Raw genomic sequence first — 17,642 nt, forward strand, 5'->3', positions numbered from 1 at the left:
TCAAGAGGCAATCGAACCGATTGGTTCGAATTATTTTCGAGGTGTCACCCTATGGCCGAAACCTTACCCAATGCCGAAACCCTGACCAGAGACCCCTGCGATTTGCTCGACAGCATCCGCCGCGGCCGCCATGCCGCAGGGCAGGATCCGGCCAAGCGCAGCCAGATCATCGACGGCGCCCGTCGAGTTTTCATCGAGAAGGGCTTCGAAGCCGCCTCCATGAATGACATCACCCGCGAGGCCGGTGTCTCCAAAGGCACCATCTATGTCTACTTCGCCAACAAGGAAGAGCTGTTCGAAGCGCTGATCGAGGAAGAGCGCGGCACCATCTTCAAGAACATGTACGACCTGCTGGACAACGCCGACGATCTGCGTGAGACGCTGGTGAAGTACGGCAAGGTGCTTGCGCTGAAGATTACGTCGGCCAAGGTCATCCAGGCGCAGCGCACAGTGATCGGTGTTACCGACAGGATGCCCGAGCTTGGCGCGCGGTTTTATGAACGCGGCCCCAAACGCGGCCATGACAAGACGATGGAATTTTTCAACGCCGCCATCGAGCGTGGCCTTTTGCGGATCGATGACGTCGATCTGGCCGCCTATCAGTTCACCGACCTGTGCCTGGCCGGCCTCTTCCGGCAGTGCATATTCGCCTACCGTACCAAGGCGCCGAGCCAGGATGAGATAGACCACGTCGTCAGGTCGGGCGTCGGCATGTTCCTGACGGCCTACGGCACCAAAGCGCTTGCCGAGGAAGAAAGCCACGCGATGATTGCCCTGGAGGCAAAGGCTTAGCCGCCATTGGCCGCGAGTACGATCGCGGCGTGCAATTCCTCCAGCCCCTCGCCCTTTTCCGATGACGTCGCCAGGACGAACGGAAATGCCGCCGGGCGCTTCTTGATCTTGGCCAGCGTCTCTTCGATCAGCCGCGGCACTCCGGCGGCCTTGATCTTGTCGGTCTTGGTCAGCACGATCTGGTAGGACACCGCCGCCTTGTCGAGCAGCGACAGCACCTCGTCGTCCTTGGCCTTGATGCCGTGACGGGCGTCGATCAGCACATAGACCCGTTTCAGCGTCACCCGGCCCTTGAGATAGTCGAAGACCAGCTTGGTCCACTCGTCGACCTTCTCCTTGGGCGCGGTGGCGTAGCCGTAGCCCGGCATGTCGACCAGCGCCATCGGCGGCAGATCGGCGCCCTCGCCCGAAAATCCATCCGGCACGAAATAGTTGAGCTCCTGCGTGCGCCCCGGCGTGTTGGAGGTGCGCGCCAGCCCCTTCTGGTTGACCAGCGCGTTAATCAGCGACGATTTGCCGACATTGGAGCGGCCGGCAAAGGCGATTTCCGGCGGTCCTTCCGGCGGCAGGAATTTCATGGCCGGCACGCCACGGATGAAGATCCACCCGCGCGTGAAGAGGTCGGTGGTGATCACGGTGCTGTTCAGAGCGTTCAAGCTGCTGCCTCCAGAAGAGAGATGTCGGCGCCCCTGATGGCGTCGAGGTTGCGGCCGATCTTGGCCGCCATGCACTTAGGCGGTCGCACGCGCCCGGTCAAAATAACGTGATCCGCCCTATAGCACCAATCGGCTGGTGAGCGAGTCGTCCGTGACGAAGAAGCTCATTTGTTGCCGCGGCAGATGACGATCGGATTGGACAGCGCACTGTCGAAACCGCTGCCCTGGTAGACGGTGACGTTCGAGTATCCGGGGGGCAGCAAGAAGCTGCCTTCGACGACTTTCTGATCGCCCGCCATGGTGTGGAGATCCCAGCTAAAGGTGCAGAATTGCGGTGGTGCCGCGGGTTTGACGTGGCTGCAGTTCAACTGCGCGCCACCCAGCATGGCGGCGCCACCGCAGCTGACCGCCTCGTTTGCAAACGCGGCGCCCGGGCATCCGACGAGAGCCGTCACGGCTGCGATCCTGATCCAGTTCATCGTCGAAATCCTCGCCGGAAAACGCTCGCCGCCAGGGCGTCTTTCGGCGCCGTGGCCCATGCAATTTTTGTTCCGGGCGGCTTAATCCGTCTTGCACGCGCCGTCCAGCAGGATTATGTGCATGATGATAATAAGCATGCTCACGAAAGCTTGTCCGTAGACCCTGATCTCCTCCCATGTCCTCCTCGCCCAATATCAGCTTCGTGCTGCACGACGTCGCACGCCTGCTTCGAAAGCGGCGTTCGCGGACGTCGGGACTGATGCGCAGCGACGGCCAGAAAACACGAGACGAGCCCTTCGCCGGCCTTTCGTTCAATGCACGGCAGCATCTGCTGCCAACCCTAAGCTTGATCAAATCCAATCTGCTCGCGGCTTGCACCCAGCTTGCCGTCGACCGGGAGAAAGTACATGGCTGAATCGACATCCCCCAAGAAGCCTGCCGAAGACGACCCTTCCGTAGGTCGCACCGGCGACCAGGTCATCCGGCTGGACAGCGAACGCGAACAGAGGCGCGCCAATGTCGTCATCGACAATGACGGGCCGGAAGCCCCGGTTGCGCTGGAGCCGGCGGCACTCGAGGCTCCGGCCAAGGAGCCGCAGCCAAAGCAGACGCCTGCCGCCATTACCCCTCCTGCCCCGGCCAAGCCGAAGCGCAGCCTGACGCGGCCGGTGCTGTTTGCCCTGCTTCCCGTCGCGCTGGTCGTCGGCGGCTATTACTACGTCACCGGCGGCAAGGTGATGACGACCGACAATGCCTACATCCAGGCACAGTCGCTCGGCGTTTCCACCGACGTCTCCGGCACCGTGCAGGAGATCGATGTCCACGAGAACCAGGCGGTGAAGAAGGGGGACGTGCTCTTCCGCCTGCGGCCGGCCTCCTTCGAAACCGCTCTTGCCGCCGCCCAGGCGCAGCTCGGGACCGTGCGCAACCAGGTGCTGACCTTGCAGGCGAGCTACCAGCAGTCGCTGGCGCAGATCGAACAGGCGCAGGCCGACATTCCCTATTACGAGGCCGCCTTCCAGCGACAGCAGGACCTGCTGAAGACCTCGACCGCCTCCAAGGCGTCTTTCGACAGCGCCCAGCACGACCTCGTCGCGGCACGCCAGAAAGTATCCGTCGCCAAGGCACAGGCGCACGCCATGCTTGCCCAGCTGGGCGGCGACGCAGACCAGCCGGTGGAGAAGAACCCGTTCTACCTACAGGCCCAGTCGGGTGTCGACGATGCGCAGCGCAACCTCGGCGACTCCGTCGTCAAGGCGCCGTTCGACGGCGTCGTCACCAATGTCGACGCGCTGCAGGTCGGCAAGTATCTACCGGCTTCGCAGCCGGCCTTCAGCCTGGTGTCGTCGACCGATCTGTGGATCGAGGCGGAGCCGAAGGAAACCGAGCTGACCTATGTGCGGCCAGGACAGACGGCGACGATCAGCGTCGACACCTATTCCGGCACCGTATGGCACGGAACTGTTGCCTCGATCAGCCCCGCCTCGTCGTCGAGCTTCTCGCTGCTGCCGGCGCAGAACACCACCGGCAACTGGGTCAAGGTCGTGCAGCGCATCCCGATGCGCGTGACGGTCGATGATCCCCAAGGCAAACCGCCGCTGCGTGGCGGCATGAGCGCCGTGGTCGACGTCGAGACCGGCCATGCGCGCGGCCTGCCGGACTTCGTCACCAACCTCCTGAATCGGCTCGGACAGAAATCATGAGCAGCGCGACCGCGGCAGGTGCCACACCGGTGGTCGCCAATCGCGGCGCCATCACAGCTTGCGTGATCCTGGCGGTCATCATGCAGGCGCTGGACACGACCATCGCCAATGTGGCGCTGCCCTATATTCAGGGCAGCGTTTCGGCCAGCGCCGACCAGATCAACTGGGTGCTGACCTCCTACATCGTCGCGGCGGCCGTGATGACGCCGCCTTCGGGCTACCTCGCCAATCGTTTTGGCCGCAAGCGCATCCTTTTGACCTCGATCACCGGCTTCGTGGTCGCCTCTGTGCTGTGCGGCTTTGCGCAGTCGCTGCCGCAGATCGTCGGCTTCCGCTTGCTGCAGGGCTTTTTCGGCGCGGCTCTGGTGCCGCTGTCGCAGAGCATCCTGCTCGATATCTACAGCGTGGAAGAGCGTGGCTCGGCGATGGCGCTGTTCGGCATTTCCGTCATGGTCGGACCGGTGCTCGGGCCGGTCATCGGCGGCTGGCTGACCGAAAACATCAGCTGGCGCTGGGTGTTCTACATCAACGTACCGATCGGCGCGCTGGCTTTCGCCGGCGTCTCCCTGTTCGTCCTGGAAACCAAGCTGGACATCAAGGCAAGGCTGGACTGGCTGGGTTTCGGCATGCTCAGCATCACCATCGCGGCGCTACAGATGTTTCTCGACCGAGGCGAACAGCTCAACTGGTTCTCGTCCTCCGAGATCATCGTCGAGGCGCTGATCTGCGCTTCCGCCTTCTACATCTTCCTCGTACACACCTTCACCGCCAAAAACACCTTCGTGAACCCGCGGCTGTTCCTCGACCGGAATTTCGCGGTCGGCATGATCTTCATTTTCATCATCGGCATCACCTATCTCGCCTCGCTGGCGCTGATGACGCCCTATCTGCAGACGCTTATGGGCTATCCGGTGGTGACGGCCGGCATCGTCATGGGCCCGCGCGGCCTTGGCACGATGGCCTGCATGTTCCTGGTCGGCAGACTGATCGGCAAGGTGGATACACGATGGCTGCTGTTCATCGGCCTCGCGATCACCGCCTGGGCAATGTACGACATGACCGGCTGGACCCCCGACGTCTCGCAATGGACGATCATCAGCACCGGCTTCGTGCAGGGCGCGGGCCTGGGCTTCCTGTTCGTGCCGCTGACCACCATCACGTTCGCCACGCTGGCGCCGGAGCGTCGCGCGGAAGGCACCGGTCTCTACAATCTGTCGCGCAATATCGGCTCCAGCGTCGGCATCTCGGTGGTCACCGCACTGCTGACGCAGAACGTGCAGATCAACCATGCCAACATCGCCGCCTATGTGACGCCCTTCAACCAGGCGTTCGGCAATCCGGCGATCGCGCAAGCGATGAACCCCTACACCGCCGCCGGTCGCGCCGCACTTGACGGCGTGGTGACGCTGCAGGCGACTGTTATCAGCTACATGAACGACTTCAAGCTGATGATGATCCTGTCGCTGGCCGCCATCCCGCTGGTTCTCCTGCTGCGCAAGCCGGGCACGCCGGCCAAGGTCGACCACAGCGCCGTGATGGAGTGAGGGGCTGGTCGGCTTTCGACCGCTGACGCCCAGCTCACGCTACGCAAAAAGAAACCGGGATCCTGTGAGGGACTACAGGACCCCGGCCTCGCCGATACGGCTTCCCAAGGAAACATGGACCTCGTCATGAGGCGGGGATGGCAGACCGAGAAAGCCCAACGAGCTGCCATTGCCCCCTTTCGCCGGAAGCCGTTACTTCGGCAACAGCACCTTGTTGACGACGTGGATGACGCCGTTCGACTGGTTGACGTCGGCAATCGTCACCTTCGCCTCGCCGCCGGACTCGTCCATGATGTAGAGCTTGCCCTTCTTGACCTCGGCGGTGAGCGTGTCGCCCGAGATGGTCTTCATCTCGTACTTGCCGCCCATCGCCTTGGCTTTCTTCATCATCTCGGCGCCTGAAATCTTCCCAGCCACGACATGCGCGGTTAGCACCTTGGTGAGCTGGCCCTTGTTCTCGGGCTTGAGCAGCGTATCGACGGTGCCCTTGGGCAGTGCGGCGAAAGCTTCGTTGGTGGGCGCAAAGACGGTGAACGGGCCGGCGCCCTGCAAGGTGTCGACCAGGCCGGCGGCCTTGACGGCGGCGACCAGCGTCGTGTGGTCCTTCGAATTGACGGCGTTCTCGACGATGGTCTTGGTGGTGTACATCGGCGCGCCGCCAACCATGGGGTTCTTGGCGAAGGCCGGAGCAATGATCGTGGTGCTGGCGACGAGCGCGGAAAGCGCGATGATGCGGAATGATGGCAAGCGCATTTGGTCTTCCTCCGGGTGAGGGCTGATCGGAATTGATAGCCTTTGGAAATGCACACGCAGTCACGCCGCGCGGCGGCTGGCAGTTTCGTCGATCACGGGAACGTGAACGACTATCCGCGCAAAGAAAAAGCCCGGACGAACCGGGCTTTTCGCGAAGGAGAGAGCGTTTCTATTCCGCTTTTTGCAGAAGACGGGACGGCTACTCCGCCGGCGACGGCTTCTTTCGAAACAGCGCGACCAGATTGTCCCACAGTTCGATCTTAGCGCCCTGGCGCTTCATGATCACGCCTTGCTGCAGGATCGAAAGCGAGTTGTTCCAGGCCCAGTAGATGACGAGGCCGGCCGGGAAACCCGCCATCATGAAGGTGAAGATAACAGGCATCCAGGTGAAGATCGCGGCCTGGGTCGGATCCGGCGGCGTCGGGTTCATGCGCATCTGCAGGAACATGGTGACACCCATGATCAGCGGCCACACGCCGATCATCAGCATGTGCGGCAGCGTGACCGGCACAAGGCCGAACAGGTTGAAGATCGACGTCGGGTCGGGCGCGGCCAGATCCTGAATCCAGCCGAAGAACGGCGCGTGGCGCATCTCGATGGTGATGTAGAGCACCTTGTAGAGCGAGAAGAAGACCGGGATCTGCAGCGCCACCGGCCAGCAGCCGGCAAGCGGATTGATCTTCTCGGTCTTGTACAGCTCCATCATCGCCTGCTGCTGCTTCATCTTGTCGTCCGCGTATTTCTCGCGGATCTCGAGCATCTTGGGCTGCACCTTCTTCATGTTCGCCATCGACGCGTAGGATTTGTTGGCGAGCGGGAAGAAGAGGGCCTTGACGATGACGGTGGTGGCGAGGATCGCCAGGCCGAAATTGCCGAAGAGTTTGTAGAGCGTGTCGATCAGCCAGAACATCGGCTTGGTGATGAAATAGAACCAGCCCCAGTCGATCAAGAGATTGAACTGGCGAATATGACGGTCCGCCTCGTAGGCGTTGATCTTGGCGACTTCCTTGGCGCCTGCGAAGATCTCGGTCTCGACGGTCGCGGACTGGCCGGCATCGACATTGATCGCATCGGTAAGGAAGTCGGACTGGTAGCGGTGCCGGCCATCCTCGAAAAAGGCATAGCGCGGCTGGAAAGGCTGCTTCTCGGTCGGCACCAGCGTGACGGCCCAGTATTTGTCGGTGATGCCGAGCCAGCCATCGGTCGACTTGCCCGGAGTGACCTGCTTTTCAGATTCGATCTTGGCGTATTTGTATTCGGCCAGGCCTTCAGTGCCGGTGACGCCGATCAGGCCTTCATGCAGCACATAGGTGCTGGCCACGGCCGGCTTGTCATAGCGGGTAACTCGGCCGTAATTGAACAGCGAAACCGCGCTCGCGCCGGAATTCTGCACCGTGTCCGAGACCGTGAACATATAGTTGGCGTCGACGGAGAAGGTGCGCTTGAAGGTCAGGCCCTTGTCATTGGTGTAAGTGAGCGTCACCGGCGTCGACGGGCTCAGCGTCGGATTGCCGTCCACGCTCCACACCGTTTCCGCGCCCGGGACCGTACCGGTCTTGTCGTTGCCGACAAAGCCGATCTCGGCGAAATAGCCGGTGGGCAGAGCCTGCGGGTTGAGCAGTTCGATCTCGGGCGAATTCTTGTCGACGGTTTCGGTGTAGTGCTTGAGCTTGAGGTCGTCGAGGCGCGCGCCGGTCAGGTTGATCGAGCCCTCGAGGCTCGGCGTATCGATCTTGACGCGCTTCGACGCGGCAAGCGCCTGGTCGCGGCTGGCCGCGGTGACGGCATCACCGCCGGGCGCGCTGGGAATGGTGCCCGGCGCCGGAGCCGGTGTTCCAGCACCCGGATTGGCCGCCTCGGCCGCCTTCTTCTGCTCTTCCACACGCTGCTGCTCGATCTTGGCGGCCTCGCGCTGCGACGCGACGCGCGGGTTCATGTAGAAAACCTGCCACAAAGTCAGGATCAGCACCGACAGCGCGATGGTGATGAAGAAGTTCCGGTTGTTTTCCATCGAGAGCCCTTGGCCTATCGTGTTCCGCGAAGTCGGCGGGAGAGTTCGGCCTTCAACTGGCCGAACGGGGCGCGCAGTGCGTCATCGCGCCCGACGATGACATAATCATTGCCGGGCACCATGTCATCTGCGGCATGGACGCGGACGGCTTCTTTCAGCCGCCGCCTGACGCGGTTGCGCACAACAGCGTTGCCGACCTTCTTGGTGACGGTGTAGCCGACGCGCGGCACGCCGCCATCGCCGCGGTCCAGGACCTCGACGAGGAAGAACCGTCCGCGTCGCTTTTCACCACGACGGACGGCCAGGAATTCCGCGCGTTTCAGAAGCCGCTTGGGAGCTTGCCCCACTGGCTTACCGGTTGCGGGCAACGATCTCGTCTCGCTTAGGCGCTGAGCCGCTTGCGGCCGCGGTTGCGGCGAGCTGCGACGACGCCACGACCACCCTTGGTGGCCATGCGGGCACGGAAACCGTGCCGGCGTTTGCGGACGAGTTTGGACGGTTGGTAGGTACGCTTCATTTGTTTTAATACCGCGGGGTGCGGCCCTTCTTGATTCTGTCACTTTGTAACAGGAGCTTTGCCGGGCCGGCTTTGGCGCGATCGAAACCGCGCCGGGACGAATGGCCCGAGCGTGAGCGGGCTTATAGAAAGAAGGGTTTTGGAAGTCAATCCGGGGTCGTCGCGCCAAGGATGCAGGCTTTATGACGGTAATTTAATGTTCCAGCCAAAGGATGAAATTGGCAAAAATGCCGCAATCGCCTAATCTTGGCTGATCAAGTGATTGTGAAGACAGAGTCGCATGAGCGAAATCAGCCAAGCGGGGGAAGGGATCGGCACGGCGCCTGCCGCCGTCCGCGGCGTGCCGCTGTCGCGCGGCCTGTCGACAAAACTGCTGCTGCTCACCATCGTTTTCGTGCTTCTGGCCGAAGTGCTCATCTTCCTGCCCTGGATCGCCAGTTACCGGCTGAGCTGGCTCAAGGAGCGGCTGAGCACGGCCGCCGCCGTGTCGATCGTACTGGTGCAGGGTGAGTCCACTTCCTTGTCACGCACGGCGCAGAACGACGTGCTGATGGCGATCGGCGCCAAGGCGATCGCGGTGCGCGACGGCGGCGTCTCGCGGCTTCTGGTGGTGGCGGACATGCCGCCGCAGGTCGACGAGCACATCGACCTCGCCAGCGTCGGCATGGTCAAGGGAATGACCGGCGCGCTCGACACGCTGTTCTTCGGCGGCGACCGGATGCTGCGGGTTTTCGGGCCGGTCGGCGACAGCGACAAGGAGTTCGAGCTGATCATGCCGGACTATTCGCTGCGCAAGGCGATGCTCATCTACTCGCGCAATGTCGCCTTCGTCTCGCTGCTGATCTCGCTGTTCACGGCCATGCTGGTCTATGCCGCGATCGACCTGATCATGATTGGGCCGATCCGCACGATGACGCGCTCGATGCTGGCCTTCTCCGAAGCCCCCGACGACCCCGGGCGCATCATCCATCCCGCCGCCCGCGCCGACGAGATCGGCGTTGCCGAACGCGAGCTGTCGCAGATGCAGGAGCGGCTGCAAAAAATGCTCTCCGAGCAGAAACACCTTGCCGACCTCGGCTTGGCGGTCTCGAAGATCAATCACGACATGCGCAACATCCTGGCTTCGGCACAGCTGATGTCGGACCGCCTGCGCCAGGTCAGGGATCCGACCGTGCAGGCCTTCGCGCCGAAGCTTTTGCGCGCGCTCGACCGTGCCGTCTCCTACTCGGAAGGTGTGCTTCACTACGGCCGCACGCAGGAGCCGCCGCCTTCGCGCCGCCGGGTGCGGCTGCGCCAGCTGGTCGAGGACGTGCACGGGCTGCTCGACATTGAGGAGGGCATAGAGTTCATCAACGCCGTCGAGGCGGCTTTCGAGGTGGACGCCGATTCCGACCAATTGTTCCGCGTGCTCACCAATCTGTGCCGCAACTCGGTCCAGGCGATGGCTGCGGACACCGAGAGCGCGGTGGTGCGGCGGCTCGCCGTATCGGCCGAGCGCATGGGCAGCGTCAGCCGCATCGCCGTTACCGACACTGGCCCCGGCCTGCCGCCGAAGGCGCGCGAAAACCTGTTCGCGGCGTTCCGCGGCTCGGCGCGCAGCGGCGGCACCGGCCTTGGCCTGGCCATCGCGCACGAACTGATCCGGGCGCATGGCGGCACGGTGGAACTGGTCGAGTCGATTGGCGGACGCACCACTTTCGCCGTCACCATCCCCGACCAGCCGGTGCGGCTCGACCAGGCCCGCGGCAGCCTGCGTCGCCCGGCATGACGGCCTCGGCGCTGTTTTAACAAGGCATTTGCCCTTCAGACCTGACGCGCTCCATGAGCCTCGCCGAGATTTTTCCCCTCTCAGCCTGAAATCATGCTGGCTCCCCGACAGCTTCAAAGCCTCGGGATCGGGGCCGTCAACGCCAGATGACGAACTCACGACAAAACTTTTGCCGGTTCGGCTTGCTTTTCCCAAATTCAGTCGCTAGGGAACTGCACACATTCGCGGCCGGTCCTTGGGATCGGATCGCGGGGCCGTTGAAAACATGGCCTGATGCGCGCCCGTAGCTCAGCTGGATAGAGCACCAGACTACGAATCTGGGGGTCAGGAGTTCGAATCTCTTCGGGCGCGCCATTCCATCCGATTGATTTCCCAGCGCTTTTAATAGTCGCCATTGACCTCGATCCAGTAGCCATCGGGATCCTTTAGATAGACGGATCGCTGACCGTCCGCCCTCACGTGCTCCTTGCCGATTTCGCCCGCAAGGTTACAGAACGGAATACCCTTGCTGCTTAAATGCTGCAAAGCCTGATCGAAATCGGTGGTGGAGATGCAAAAATGCGTCGACATCGTCACAAAGGTCTTGCCGAAGTCACCTTCGATCAGATGAAGCGACTGGCCATCGCCAAGGCCGAACCAGCGGATGTTCGGCTTTCCTGCTCCACAAGCAATCTCGGGCAGTTGGAGTGCATCCTGATAGAATTTCGCGCTGGCTGCCAGATCGCGGACGCGGAGGGAAACATGATTGAGGCGCAGTGCCACCACGACGGTCTCCTAAAGCCACCGAAAGTGGGGATGGTGCGTTGGCCGAGCCTTTGCCGTCAATAGGGCCATCGAGCGTCGATACGCCAGGCAATCGTCGTCGGCTTCGACATGCAGCTCGGCCCCATGCTCGGAGCGGAGGCGTTGGGCCAGGAGCTGGCGCTGCTTGGCACGATGATTAGCTTCTTCCCGTTGCCGGGGATCGCGCCCCTGGGCTCACACGGCGCCAAACCTCCTTTATATAGTTTCTGCCGATACAGCCGATACTGTCCGTTCGCATGCAGCGGGCGGAGCCTTTGGAGTAGATCCGACCATGCCCCATCCCAGCATCAAGCGCGCCCTGATCACCGGCGCCGGAGCCACCGACGGCATCGGCTTTGCCATCGCCCGCCAGCTTGGTCACGCCGGCGATGCCGTGTGCCTCACCGGCGCCAGTGCGCGCGTGCTTGATCGCGCCGCCGAGCTTTGTGCAGAGGGCATCGGTGCCAGGGCCGTGGTCGCCGATCTCACCAAGGCCGCCGATGTCGCGCGGCTGCGGGCAGAGGTCGGCGCTGTCGACATACTGGTCAATAATGCCGGCATGGGCTCGCTGGCGTCACCTTCGGTCGACAAGACTTTTGTTGCGATGACCGAGGCCGATTGGGATCAAGGCATCGAGGTCAGCCTGAAGACGGCGTTTCTGGTCACCCATGCGTTCCTGCCGGCGATGGTCGACGCAGGCTATGGGCGCATCGTCAATGTGGCGTCGGTCACCGGGCCGCTGGTGTCCTTCGTCGGCACATCAGCCTATTCCGCCGCCAAGGCCGGCATGGTCGGCCTGACGCGCACGCTGGCGCTCGAAGTGGCGAGGCACGGCATAACCGTCAACGCCGTGGCGCCCGGCTGGATCGCGACGGGCTCGTCGAGCGAGATGGAGTTGGAAGCGGCCCTGCACACACCCCCGGAGCGCGCCGGTCGGCCGGATGAAGTGGCAGCAGCAGTGGTGTTCCTGGCCTCCGAAGGCGCCAGCTATGTCAACGGCGCTCTTCTGGTGGTCGATGGCGGCAACTGCCTTCAGGAGCACAAGGGCTGAGTGCCTCCCAATCAGGGAACCAAACCGCTCAGCGAAGGTTTTCTCCTTGAAGGGACCGCAAATCTCAAGGATGCGGAATTATGTACGACCATCTGGAACTGGAACTGGCGAGAGCCAGGCAGCGCGTCAAGCGTGCGGAACTCTTTCTCACGCGAGCGAGTGAGATGCTGGACGAGGAACGTGGCGTCGGTATCAGCCTTGCCTTGTGCTGCCGGATCAGATCCGAGCAAACGCGTCTGGCTGAAGCGCGCTCTCGCCTCCGCCACATCGATCCCAAGACACACTGATTGTCCCATGGCTATGCCCTTCGAATCTCCCGAAAAGAGTGCGGCAAATCGAGCCGCAAAGCTCGCCGTGCTGCGAAAGCTGATGGTGAAGCATATCGAGCGCACCGACGCTCAGGCGCAGAATGTCGAACAGGCGCTGGCGATGTTGGCTGAGGCAACGGCTAGGGTCCGCAGCGCGCATCAGTAGCGCCGCCTCCGTCATTCTTGGCTGCTCACGACGCCTTGGCGAAAAAGCTCTGATAATCCGATTTCGCCTGCAGCAGGCGCAGCACGCGATCCGCGCACGGGCTCGTGCAGGCGCACCGGCCCGCGCGACATCGCCGGCGCAGATCGCTTCGATCTCGGTATGCTCGTCGGGCCGCTGGTGCACTGCACCGGTATCGGCTTCTGAACGTCGTCACCGGGGTATTGACGATGAAATAAAAAGCGGATTTGATAATACGTGGATACAAAAATGCTTTTAGGTGCCCCATGCCAGCAGCCTTTCCGGCAGAGCCACAGATGTCCGCCACTGCCGAGGAAGAGGCGTACAGGCACGTTCATAGAGCCCTTCGCTTCGGCCGCTACAAACCGGGCGAAAGGCTTATTCCGGAGGAGATTGCCGCCGAGATCGGCATGAGTCGCATGCCGGTGCGGGAAGCCTTTCGGCGCCTGGCCTCCGACGGGCTGGTGGTTCTGCGGCCCAATCGTGGATGCGTGGTCGCAGGCCTGACGGTCGATGAGCTTTACGAGATTTTCGAAATTCGCTCGGTTCTGGAGGGACTGGCCGTAAGGCTGGCGATGCCCCGGATCGATGAGGAGGAGTTCGAGGAACTCGATCGCCTGCTCGAGCGCATGGAACGCGCGGGCCAGAGCGGCAGCAGCGACTGGGTGGTCCGCCACCAGGAATTCCATGGCCGTATCTGTGCGCTAAGCCGGAGGCCCAAGCTTATCCACCAGATATCGGCGCTGCATGTGGTGATAGAGCCCTACATGCGCATCTGGTTCGACGACTGTGACAAGCCGCATTCTGCGCGCGAGGAGCATGCCGCCGTGATCGCGGCCTTGCGTTCAGGCGACGAACTTCACGCGGAAAAGGTGATGCAGGATCATATTCTCAGCACAGCACCGATGCTGGCCGAGTTTGTGAGTCCGAGCCGGTGACGAACGCCGGCCGGGCAGGAATGGCCTCGAACCGGCAATGCGGCCGGACGTAGGAACAGTTCGATCAGCCTATCAAAAAAGGGGAACCACATGAAAGTTTGTCGTTTGGCCGCAGTTGGGGCCGCACTCAGCATGTTCGGCTTCATGCACACCGCATTGGCCGAGGACGCGCCCAAGGCCATAACCATCGCCACGGAGGGCGCCTACGCTCCGTGGAACTTCACCAACGCAGACGGCAAGCTCGACGGACTGGAGATCGAACTCGCCAACAATCTTTGCGAGCGGATGAAGGTCAAATGCACCATCATCGCTCAGGACTGGGACGGACTTATTCCTTCGCTGAAGGTCGGCAAGTTCGATGTGATCATGGCCAGCATGTTCATCACGCCGAAACGCCTCGAGACCATCGACTTCACCCAGCCTTATGCGATCGACCCGGGCGGGTTCGCAGCCGCCAAGGATAGCGACCTGGGGAAGCTCGGCGCTTCGACCGAGAAATTCAAACTGGACGATGAGGCCGCTTCCAAGGCCGCGGTCGACAAGTTGAAGCCCTTGCTGAAGGGCAAGGTGGTCGGTGTCCAGGCGGCCACGGCCATGCTCGAATTCGTCAAGAAATACTTCGGCGACACGGTGGAGATCCGTGAGTACAAGACGACCGAGCAGCACGATCTCGATCTGGCCGCGGGCCGCATCGATGCAATATTCGCTCAGAAGACAGCGCTCGCCGCGACGCTCGCAAAACCCGAATTCTCGGGCTTCACGGTTGCAGGTCCGGGCTTTGTCGGCGGCTTGTTCGGCGCCGGAACGGGTGCGGGACTCAGGAAGGAAGACACCAAGCTCAAGGAAATGCTGAACGACGCGATCAGCGCCGCCATTGCCGACGGGACGATTAAACGCATCTCGGAAAAATGGGTGAAAACGGACGTGACGCCGGTCAAGTAGTCACGTGTGTATTCTGTCCGGCCGATTGGTATCAACCGATCGGCCGGGCGCCGCGCTGAACGATCGGGTTTCACATGACGGACACACTCCATATCCTTTCCGTGGGCAAGGGCGGCTGGGGCGGAGCCCTGCTGCTGGCAGCTGGCGTGACATTTGCGCTGTCAGTCCTCGGCTTCCTGCTCGGCGCTCTCTTCGGCGCGGTTGCAGCAGGAGGCCGGCTCTCCACGAGAGCTTTACCGTCATGGGTCGCCAAGGGCTATGGCACGGTGTTCAGGGGTGTGCCCGATCTGTTGACGATCTACCTGCTTTACTACGGCGGCAGCATAGCATTGACTGAGATCGGTAAATTCTTCGGCAGCGCAGGCTTCGTCGGGCTGCCGACATTTGCGACTGGCGTCCTGGCGATCGGCATCATTTCGGGCGCCTATCAAGCCGAGGTCTATCGCGGAGCGTATCTCGCCGTCGATCTCGGCCAGTTTGAGGCTGGCAAGGCGCTCGGCCTGTCCCGGTTCCAATTGCTGCGTCTCGTCATCGTGCCTCAACTGATGCGGCACGCCCTGCCGGGCCTCGGAAATGTCTGGCAGCTTGTGCTCAAGGATTCGGCCTTGATCTCCGTGATCGGCCTGGTGGAATTGATGCGGCAATCTCAGATCGGCGCGGGATCGATGCGGGAGCCCTTCGTCTTCTATATAGCAGCCGCGACGCTGTATTTCCTCATCGCTATCATGACCGGATCGGTCTTCCGCTACGGCGAGGCACGGGCGTGGCGAGGCATGGTCCACGCATGATCGACTTCGCCTTTTTTGTAGAAATCATTCCCACCCTTCTCTCCGGCTTGCCGCTAACCTTGCAACTTGCGGGGTTGTCGATCGGAATAGGCTTTGCCTTGGCCCTATTGCTCGCACTGGCGCAGCTGGGAAACCATCGGATGCTGGTCTGGCCCATCCGCTCCTTCGTTGCCGTCTTTCGCGGCACGCCATTGCTCGTCCAGATATTCCTCATCTATTACGGCCTCGGCCAGTTCCGCCCCACACTTCAGGCAGTTGGGCTCTGGTGGCTGTTTCGCGAGCCCTATTGGTGCGCCATCATCGCGCTCAGTCTCAATACCGCGGCCTATGGCAGCGAAATCCTGCGGGGTGCGATACAGGGTGTGCCGCGCGGCCTTGTCGAGGCGGCCTCTGCCCTAGGCATTACACGGCTCCAGACCCTGCGCCTCGTCGTTCTGCCTTTGGCGCTGCGCCAAGCCATACCGAGCTACAGCAACGAGATCATCCTCATGGTAAAGGGTACGTCGCTTGCATCGATCGTCACCCTGATGGAAGTGACGGGCATCGCCCAGGGGCTTATTTCGCAGACCTATCGCGCCGTAGAGGTTTTCGTGGCCGCGGGCGCGATCTATCTCACCATCAATTTCACGATCATCTCGGCACTGAACGCGGTGGAAACCTGGCTAACGCCTTATCGGGTCCGAGCCTGATACGCGTCTGGCGTAACGAGGAGAATTGGCAAAATGCGCAGTGTCGAGCAGCCGAAGCGATCCGTTGCCGTGTCGTGTTACGCCATGGCGGCAACGTCGCATCCATCAAACCAAGGGATACAAAGACAGAATGCGTGATTTCCAGTTTCCCGGCCGCTCGCCGGTTCGTGCGACAGAAGCGCTTGCCGCGACCTCGCATCCGCTTGCGACGCTTGCCGCGATAGAGATGCTGCGCGCCGGCGGCAATGCCATGGACGCCGCCGTCTGCGCCGCCGCTGTGCAAGGCGTGGTCGAGCCGCAATCGACCGGCATCGGTGGCGATTGTTTTGTCCTCTACTCCCCCGGAGGACAGGGCAAGGTGCTGGCTTTCAACGGTTCGGGCCGCGCGCCCGCGGGCGCCACCGTCGACTGGTATCTGGACAAGGGTTTTAGCGAGCTTCCCAAACAGGGCGCGCATGCGGTGACGGTGCCTGGCGCCGTCGATGCCTGGAGCCGGCTCCTGGAAGATCATGGCCGCAAGAGCCTGGCCGAGGTGCTGGCGCCGGCCATCCACTATGCCGAGAACGGCTATGTCGTGCATGACCGCGTCGCCTTCGACTGGGCCGAGCCGGAAACCGACCTGTCGGCCGACGAGCATGCCGCACGCATCTTCCTGCCGGGCGGCATGGCGCCGAAGGCTGGCGACGTACACCGCCAGCCGGAACTCGCCGCCACTCTGCGGGTGATCGCCAAACAGGGCCGCGCGGGCTTCTACGAAGGCGCGGTCGCCGACGACATAGTGCGCCGGCTCAATGAATTGGGCGGACTGCATTCGCATGAGGATTTCGCCGCGACGAAGGGCGACTATGTGGCGCCGGTCAGCACCGCCTATGGCGGCTACGACATCCACCAGATGCCGCCGAACAATCAGGGGCTGACGGCGCTGCTTATGCTGAACGTGCTGTCTGGCTTCAAGCTCGGCGGGTTGGACCCCAATGGCGCCGAGCGCCTGCATCTGGAGATCGAGGCCGGGCGGCTGGCCTACCAGGACCGCGACCGCTACGTCGGCGACCAGGACCGGGTTCATGTGCCGACAAAACAGATCCTTTCCGGCGCCTATGCCGACCGGCTGCGCGCCGAGATCCATCGCGACCGCGCCATGACGCACCTGCCGCGCCTGGACCTGCCGGACAGCGACACGGTCTACATCTCGATCGTCGACCGCGACCGCAACGCCGTCTCCTTCATCAACTCGACCTACTATTCCTTCGGCAGCGGTGTCGTCGGCCCCAAGACCGGTGTCGTGCTGCAAAACCGTGGCTCGAGCTTCCGCCTCGACCCGGCGCACCCCAACGCGATCGGGCCCGGCAGACGGCCAATGCATACGATCATGCCCGGCATGGCAACCAGGAACGGCCGCGTGGTCATGCCGTTCGGCGTGATGGGTGGTGGTTACCAGCCTTTCGGCCATGTCCATCTGCTGACCAACATGATCGATTTCGGCATGGACCCGCAGCAGGCGCTGGATGCGCCACGGGTGTTTTACAATGATGATATGGTGGAGGCCGAGCGCGGCGTTCCCGCCGAGGCGCTCGAAGGCTTGCGCCGTCGTGGCCATCGCATTGTCGAGCCGCATCATCCACTCGGTGGCGGGCAGGCGGTGCTGATCGACTGGGAGAAAGGCACGCTGACCGGCGCCTCCGATCCGCGCAAGGATGGTTTGGCGCTGGGATATTGAGGTGACCGCGAGAACCGG

The 17,642-nt window shown here is 62.4% G+C and carries 20 protein-coding genes and 1 tRNA gene; 14 read left to right on the top strand and 7 right to left on the bottom strand.

What is annotated here, in order from left to right; genetic code table 11:
- The first annotated feature begins 51 nt into the window (after positions 1–51).
- Complete coding sequence (locus HGP13_RS03040) at positions 52–792, top strand: TetR/AcrR family transcriptional regulator (RefSeq protein WP_172221331.1); 741 nt, start codon at positions 52–54, stop codon at positions 790–792.
- Here HGP13_RS03040 and yihA read toward each other — a convergent pair.
- Complete coding sequence (yihA, locus tag HGP13_RS03045) at positions 789–1,448, bottom strand: ribosome biogenesis GTP-binding protein YihA/YsxC (protein WP_032937353.1); 660 nt, start codon at positions 1,446–1,448, stop codon at positions 789–791. The genes HGP13_RS03040 and yihA overlap by 4 nt on opposite strands.
- A 164-nt stretch (positions 1,449–1,612) precedes the next feature.
- Entirely contained in the window at positions 1,613–1,987 is a 375-nt protein-coding gene (locus HGP13_RS03050) for a hypothetical protein (protein WP_246707265.1), read from the bottom strand.
- A gap of 116 nt (positions 1,988–2,103) precedes the next feature.
- On the opposite strand from HGP13_RS03050, the gene HGP13_RS03055 reads away from it, so the two are divergent.
- Genes HGP13_RS03055 through HGP13_RS03065 form a run of 3 tightly spaced genes read left to right on the top strand, consistent with a single transcriptional unit; the run spans position 2,104 to position 5,175 of the window.
- Complete coding sequence (locus HGP13_RS03055) at positions 2,104–2,343, top strand: hypothetical protein (RefSeq protein ID WP_172221334.1); 240 nt, start codon at positions 2,104–2,106, stop codon at positions 2,341–2,343.
- Positions 2,336–3,631 (top strand): HlyD family secretion protein, encoded by a 1,296-nt coding sequence (locus tag HGP13_RS03060; RefSeq protein WP_172221337.1) that lies wholly within the window; start codon positions 2,336–2,338, stop codon positions 3,629–3,631. The genes HGP13_RS03055 and HGP13_RS03060 overlap by 8 nt, the downstream gene beginning before the upstream one ends.
- On the top strand, positions 3,628–5,175 hold the full coding sequence (locus HGP13_RS03065) for a DHA2 family efflux MFS transporter permease subunit (RefSeq protein WP_172221340.1): 1,548 nt from the start codon (positions 3,628–3,630) through the stop codon (positions 5,173–5,175). Before HGP13_RS03060 ends, HGP13_RS03065 begins: the two co-directional genes overlap by 4 nt.
- A gap of 192 nt (positions 5,176–5,367) precedes the next feature.
- Here HGP13_RS03065 and HGP13_RS03070 read toward each other — a convergent pair whose 3' ends face one another.
- The 4 genes from HGP13_RS03070 to rpmH all read right to left on the bottom strand — a co-directional run bounded on the left by HGP13_RS03070 (position 5,368) and on the right by rpmH (position 8,456).
- Entirely contained in the window at positions 5,368–5,928 is a 561-nt protein-coding gene (locus tag HGP13_RS03070; protein WP_172221343.1) for a fasciclin domain-containing protein, read from the bottom strand.
- 199 nt (positions 5,929–6,127) lie between these two features.
- Positions 6,128–7,939: a membrane protein insertase YidC gene (gene yidC, locus HGP13_RS03075; RefSeq protein ID WP_172221346.1), complete on the bottom strand. Its 1,812-nt coding sequence runs from the start codon at positions 7,937–7,939 to the stop codon at positions 6,128–6,130.
- Between the two features lie 14 nt (positions 7,940–7,953).
- Entirely contained in the window at positions 7,954–8,307 is a 354-nt protein-coding gene (gene rnpA, locus HGP13_RS03080; RefSeq protein WP_172221349.1) for a ribonuclease P protein component, read from the bottom strand.
- 14 nt (positions 8,308–8,321) lie between these two features.
- Positions 8,322–8,456 carry a 50S ribosomal protein L34 gene (gene rpmH / locus HGP13_RS03085; protein ID WP_008833937.1) on the bottom strand — a complete coding sequence of 45 codons (135 nt, stop codon included), beginning with the start codon at positions 8,454–8,456 and terminating at the stop codon, positions 8,322–8,324.
- A gap of 280 nt (positions 8,457–8,736) precedes the next feature.
- Between rpmH and HGP13_RS03090 the strand changes: the two genes are divergently transcribed.
- Positions 8,737–10,224, top strand: coding sequence for a HAMP domain-containing sensor histidine kinase (locus HGP13_RS03090; protein ID WP_172221352.1), 1,488 nt, complete (start codon positions 8,737–8,739; stop codon positions 10,222–10,224).
- A 277-nt stretch (positions 10,225–10,501) separates the two neighbouring features.
- Positions 10,502–10,578 (top strand) — tRNA-Arg (locus HGP13_RS03095).
- A gap of 27 nt (positions 10,579–10,605) precedes the next feature.
- Here HGP13_RS03095 and HGP13_RS03100 read toward each other — a convergent pair.
- Entirely contained in the window at positions 10,606–10,989 is a 384-nt protein-coding gene (locus HGP13_RS03100) for a VOC family protein (RefSeq protein ID WP_172221355.1), read from the bottom strand.
- Between the two features lie 310 nt (positions 10,990–11,299).
- Here HGP13_RS03100 and HGP13_RS03105 point away from each other — a divergent pair, with 310 nt between their 5' ends.
- From HGP13_RS03105 to ggt, 8 genes are all read left to right on the top strand, one after another.
- On the top strand, positions 11,300–12,058 hold the full coding sequence (locus HGP13_RS03105; RefSeq protein WP_172221358.1) for an SDR family NAD(P)-dependent oxidoreductase: 759 nt from the start codon (positions 11,300–11,302) through the stop codon (positions 12,056–12,058).
- Between the two features lie 80 nt (positions 12,059–12,138).
- On the top strand, positions 12,139–12,345 hold the full coding sequence (locus HGP13_RS03110) for a hypothetical protein (protein ID WP_172221361.1): 207 nt from the start codon (positions 12,139–12,141) through the stop codon (positions 12,343–12,345).
- A gap of 7 nt (positions 12,346–12,352) precedes the next feature.
- A complete protein-coding gene (locus HGP13_RS03115; protein WP_172221364.1) occupies positions 12,353–12,532 on the top strand; it encodes a hypothetical protein in 180 nt (59 codons plus the stop codon).
- 314 nt (positions 12,533–12,846) lie between these two features.
- The gene (locus HGP13_RS03120) at positions 12,847–13,488 is read left to right on the top strand and encodes a GntR family transcriptional regulator (protein WP_246707266.1); all 642 of its coding nucleotides are present in this window, start codon (positions 12,847–12,849) and stop codon (positions 13,486–13,488) included.
- A gap of 90 nt (positions 13,489–13,578) precedes the next feature.
- Positions 13,579–14,430 (top strand): transporter substrate-binding domain-containing protein, encoded by an 852-nt coding sequence (locus HGP13_RS03125; protein WP_172221370.1) that lies wholly within the window; start codon positions 13,579–13,581, stop codon positions 14,428–14,430.
- Between the two features lie 74 nt (positions 14,431–14,504).
- Positions 14,505–15,218, top strand: coding sequence for an ABC transporter permease subunit (locus tag HGP13_RS03130; RefSeq protein ID WP_172221373.1), 714 nt, complete (start codon positions 14,505–14,507; stop codon positions 15,216–15,218).
- Positions 15,215–15,907, top strand: coding sequence for an ABC transporter permease (locus HGP13_RS03135; protein WP_172221376.1), 693 nt, complete (start codon positions 15,215–15,217; stop codon positions 15,905–15,907). The genes HGP13_RS03130 and HGP13_RS03135 overlap by 4 nt, the downstream gene beginning before the upstream one ends.
- Before the next feature lie 130 nt (positions 15,908–16,037).
- Positions 16,038–17,624 (top strand): gamma-glutamyltransferase, encoded by a 1,587-nt coding sequence (gene ggt, locus HGP13_RS03140; RefSeq protein ID WP_172221379.1) that lies wholly within the window; start codon positions 16,038–16,040, stop codon positions 17,622–17,624.
- The last annotated feature ends 18 nt before the right edge of the window (positions 17,625–17,642 follow it).

The sequence above is a fragment of the Mesorhizobium sp. NZP2077 genome (assembly GCF_013170805.1).
Classification (GTDB): Bacteria; Pseudomonadota; Alphaproteobacteria; order Rhizobiales; family Rhizobiaceae; genus Mesorhizobium.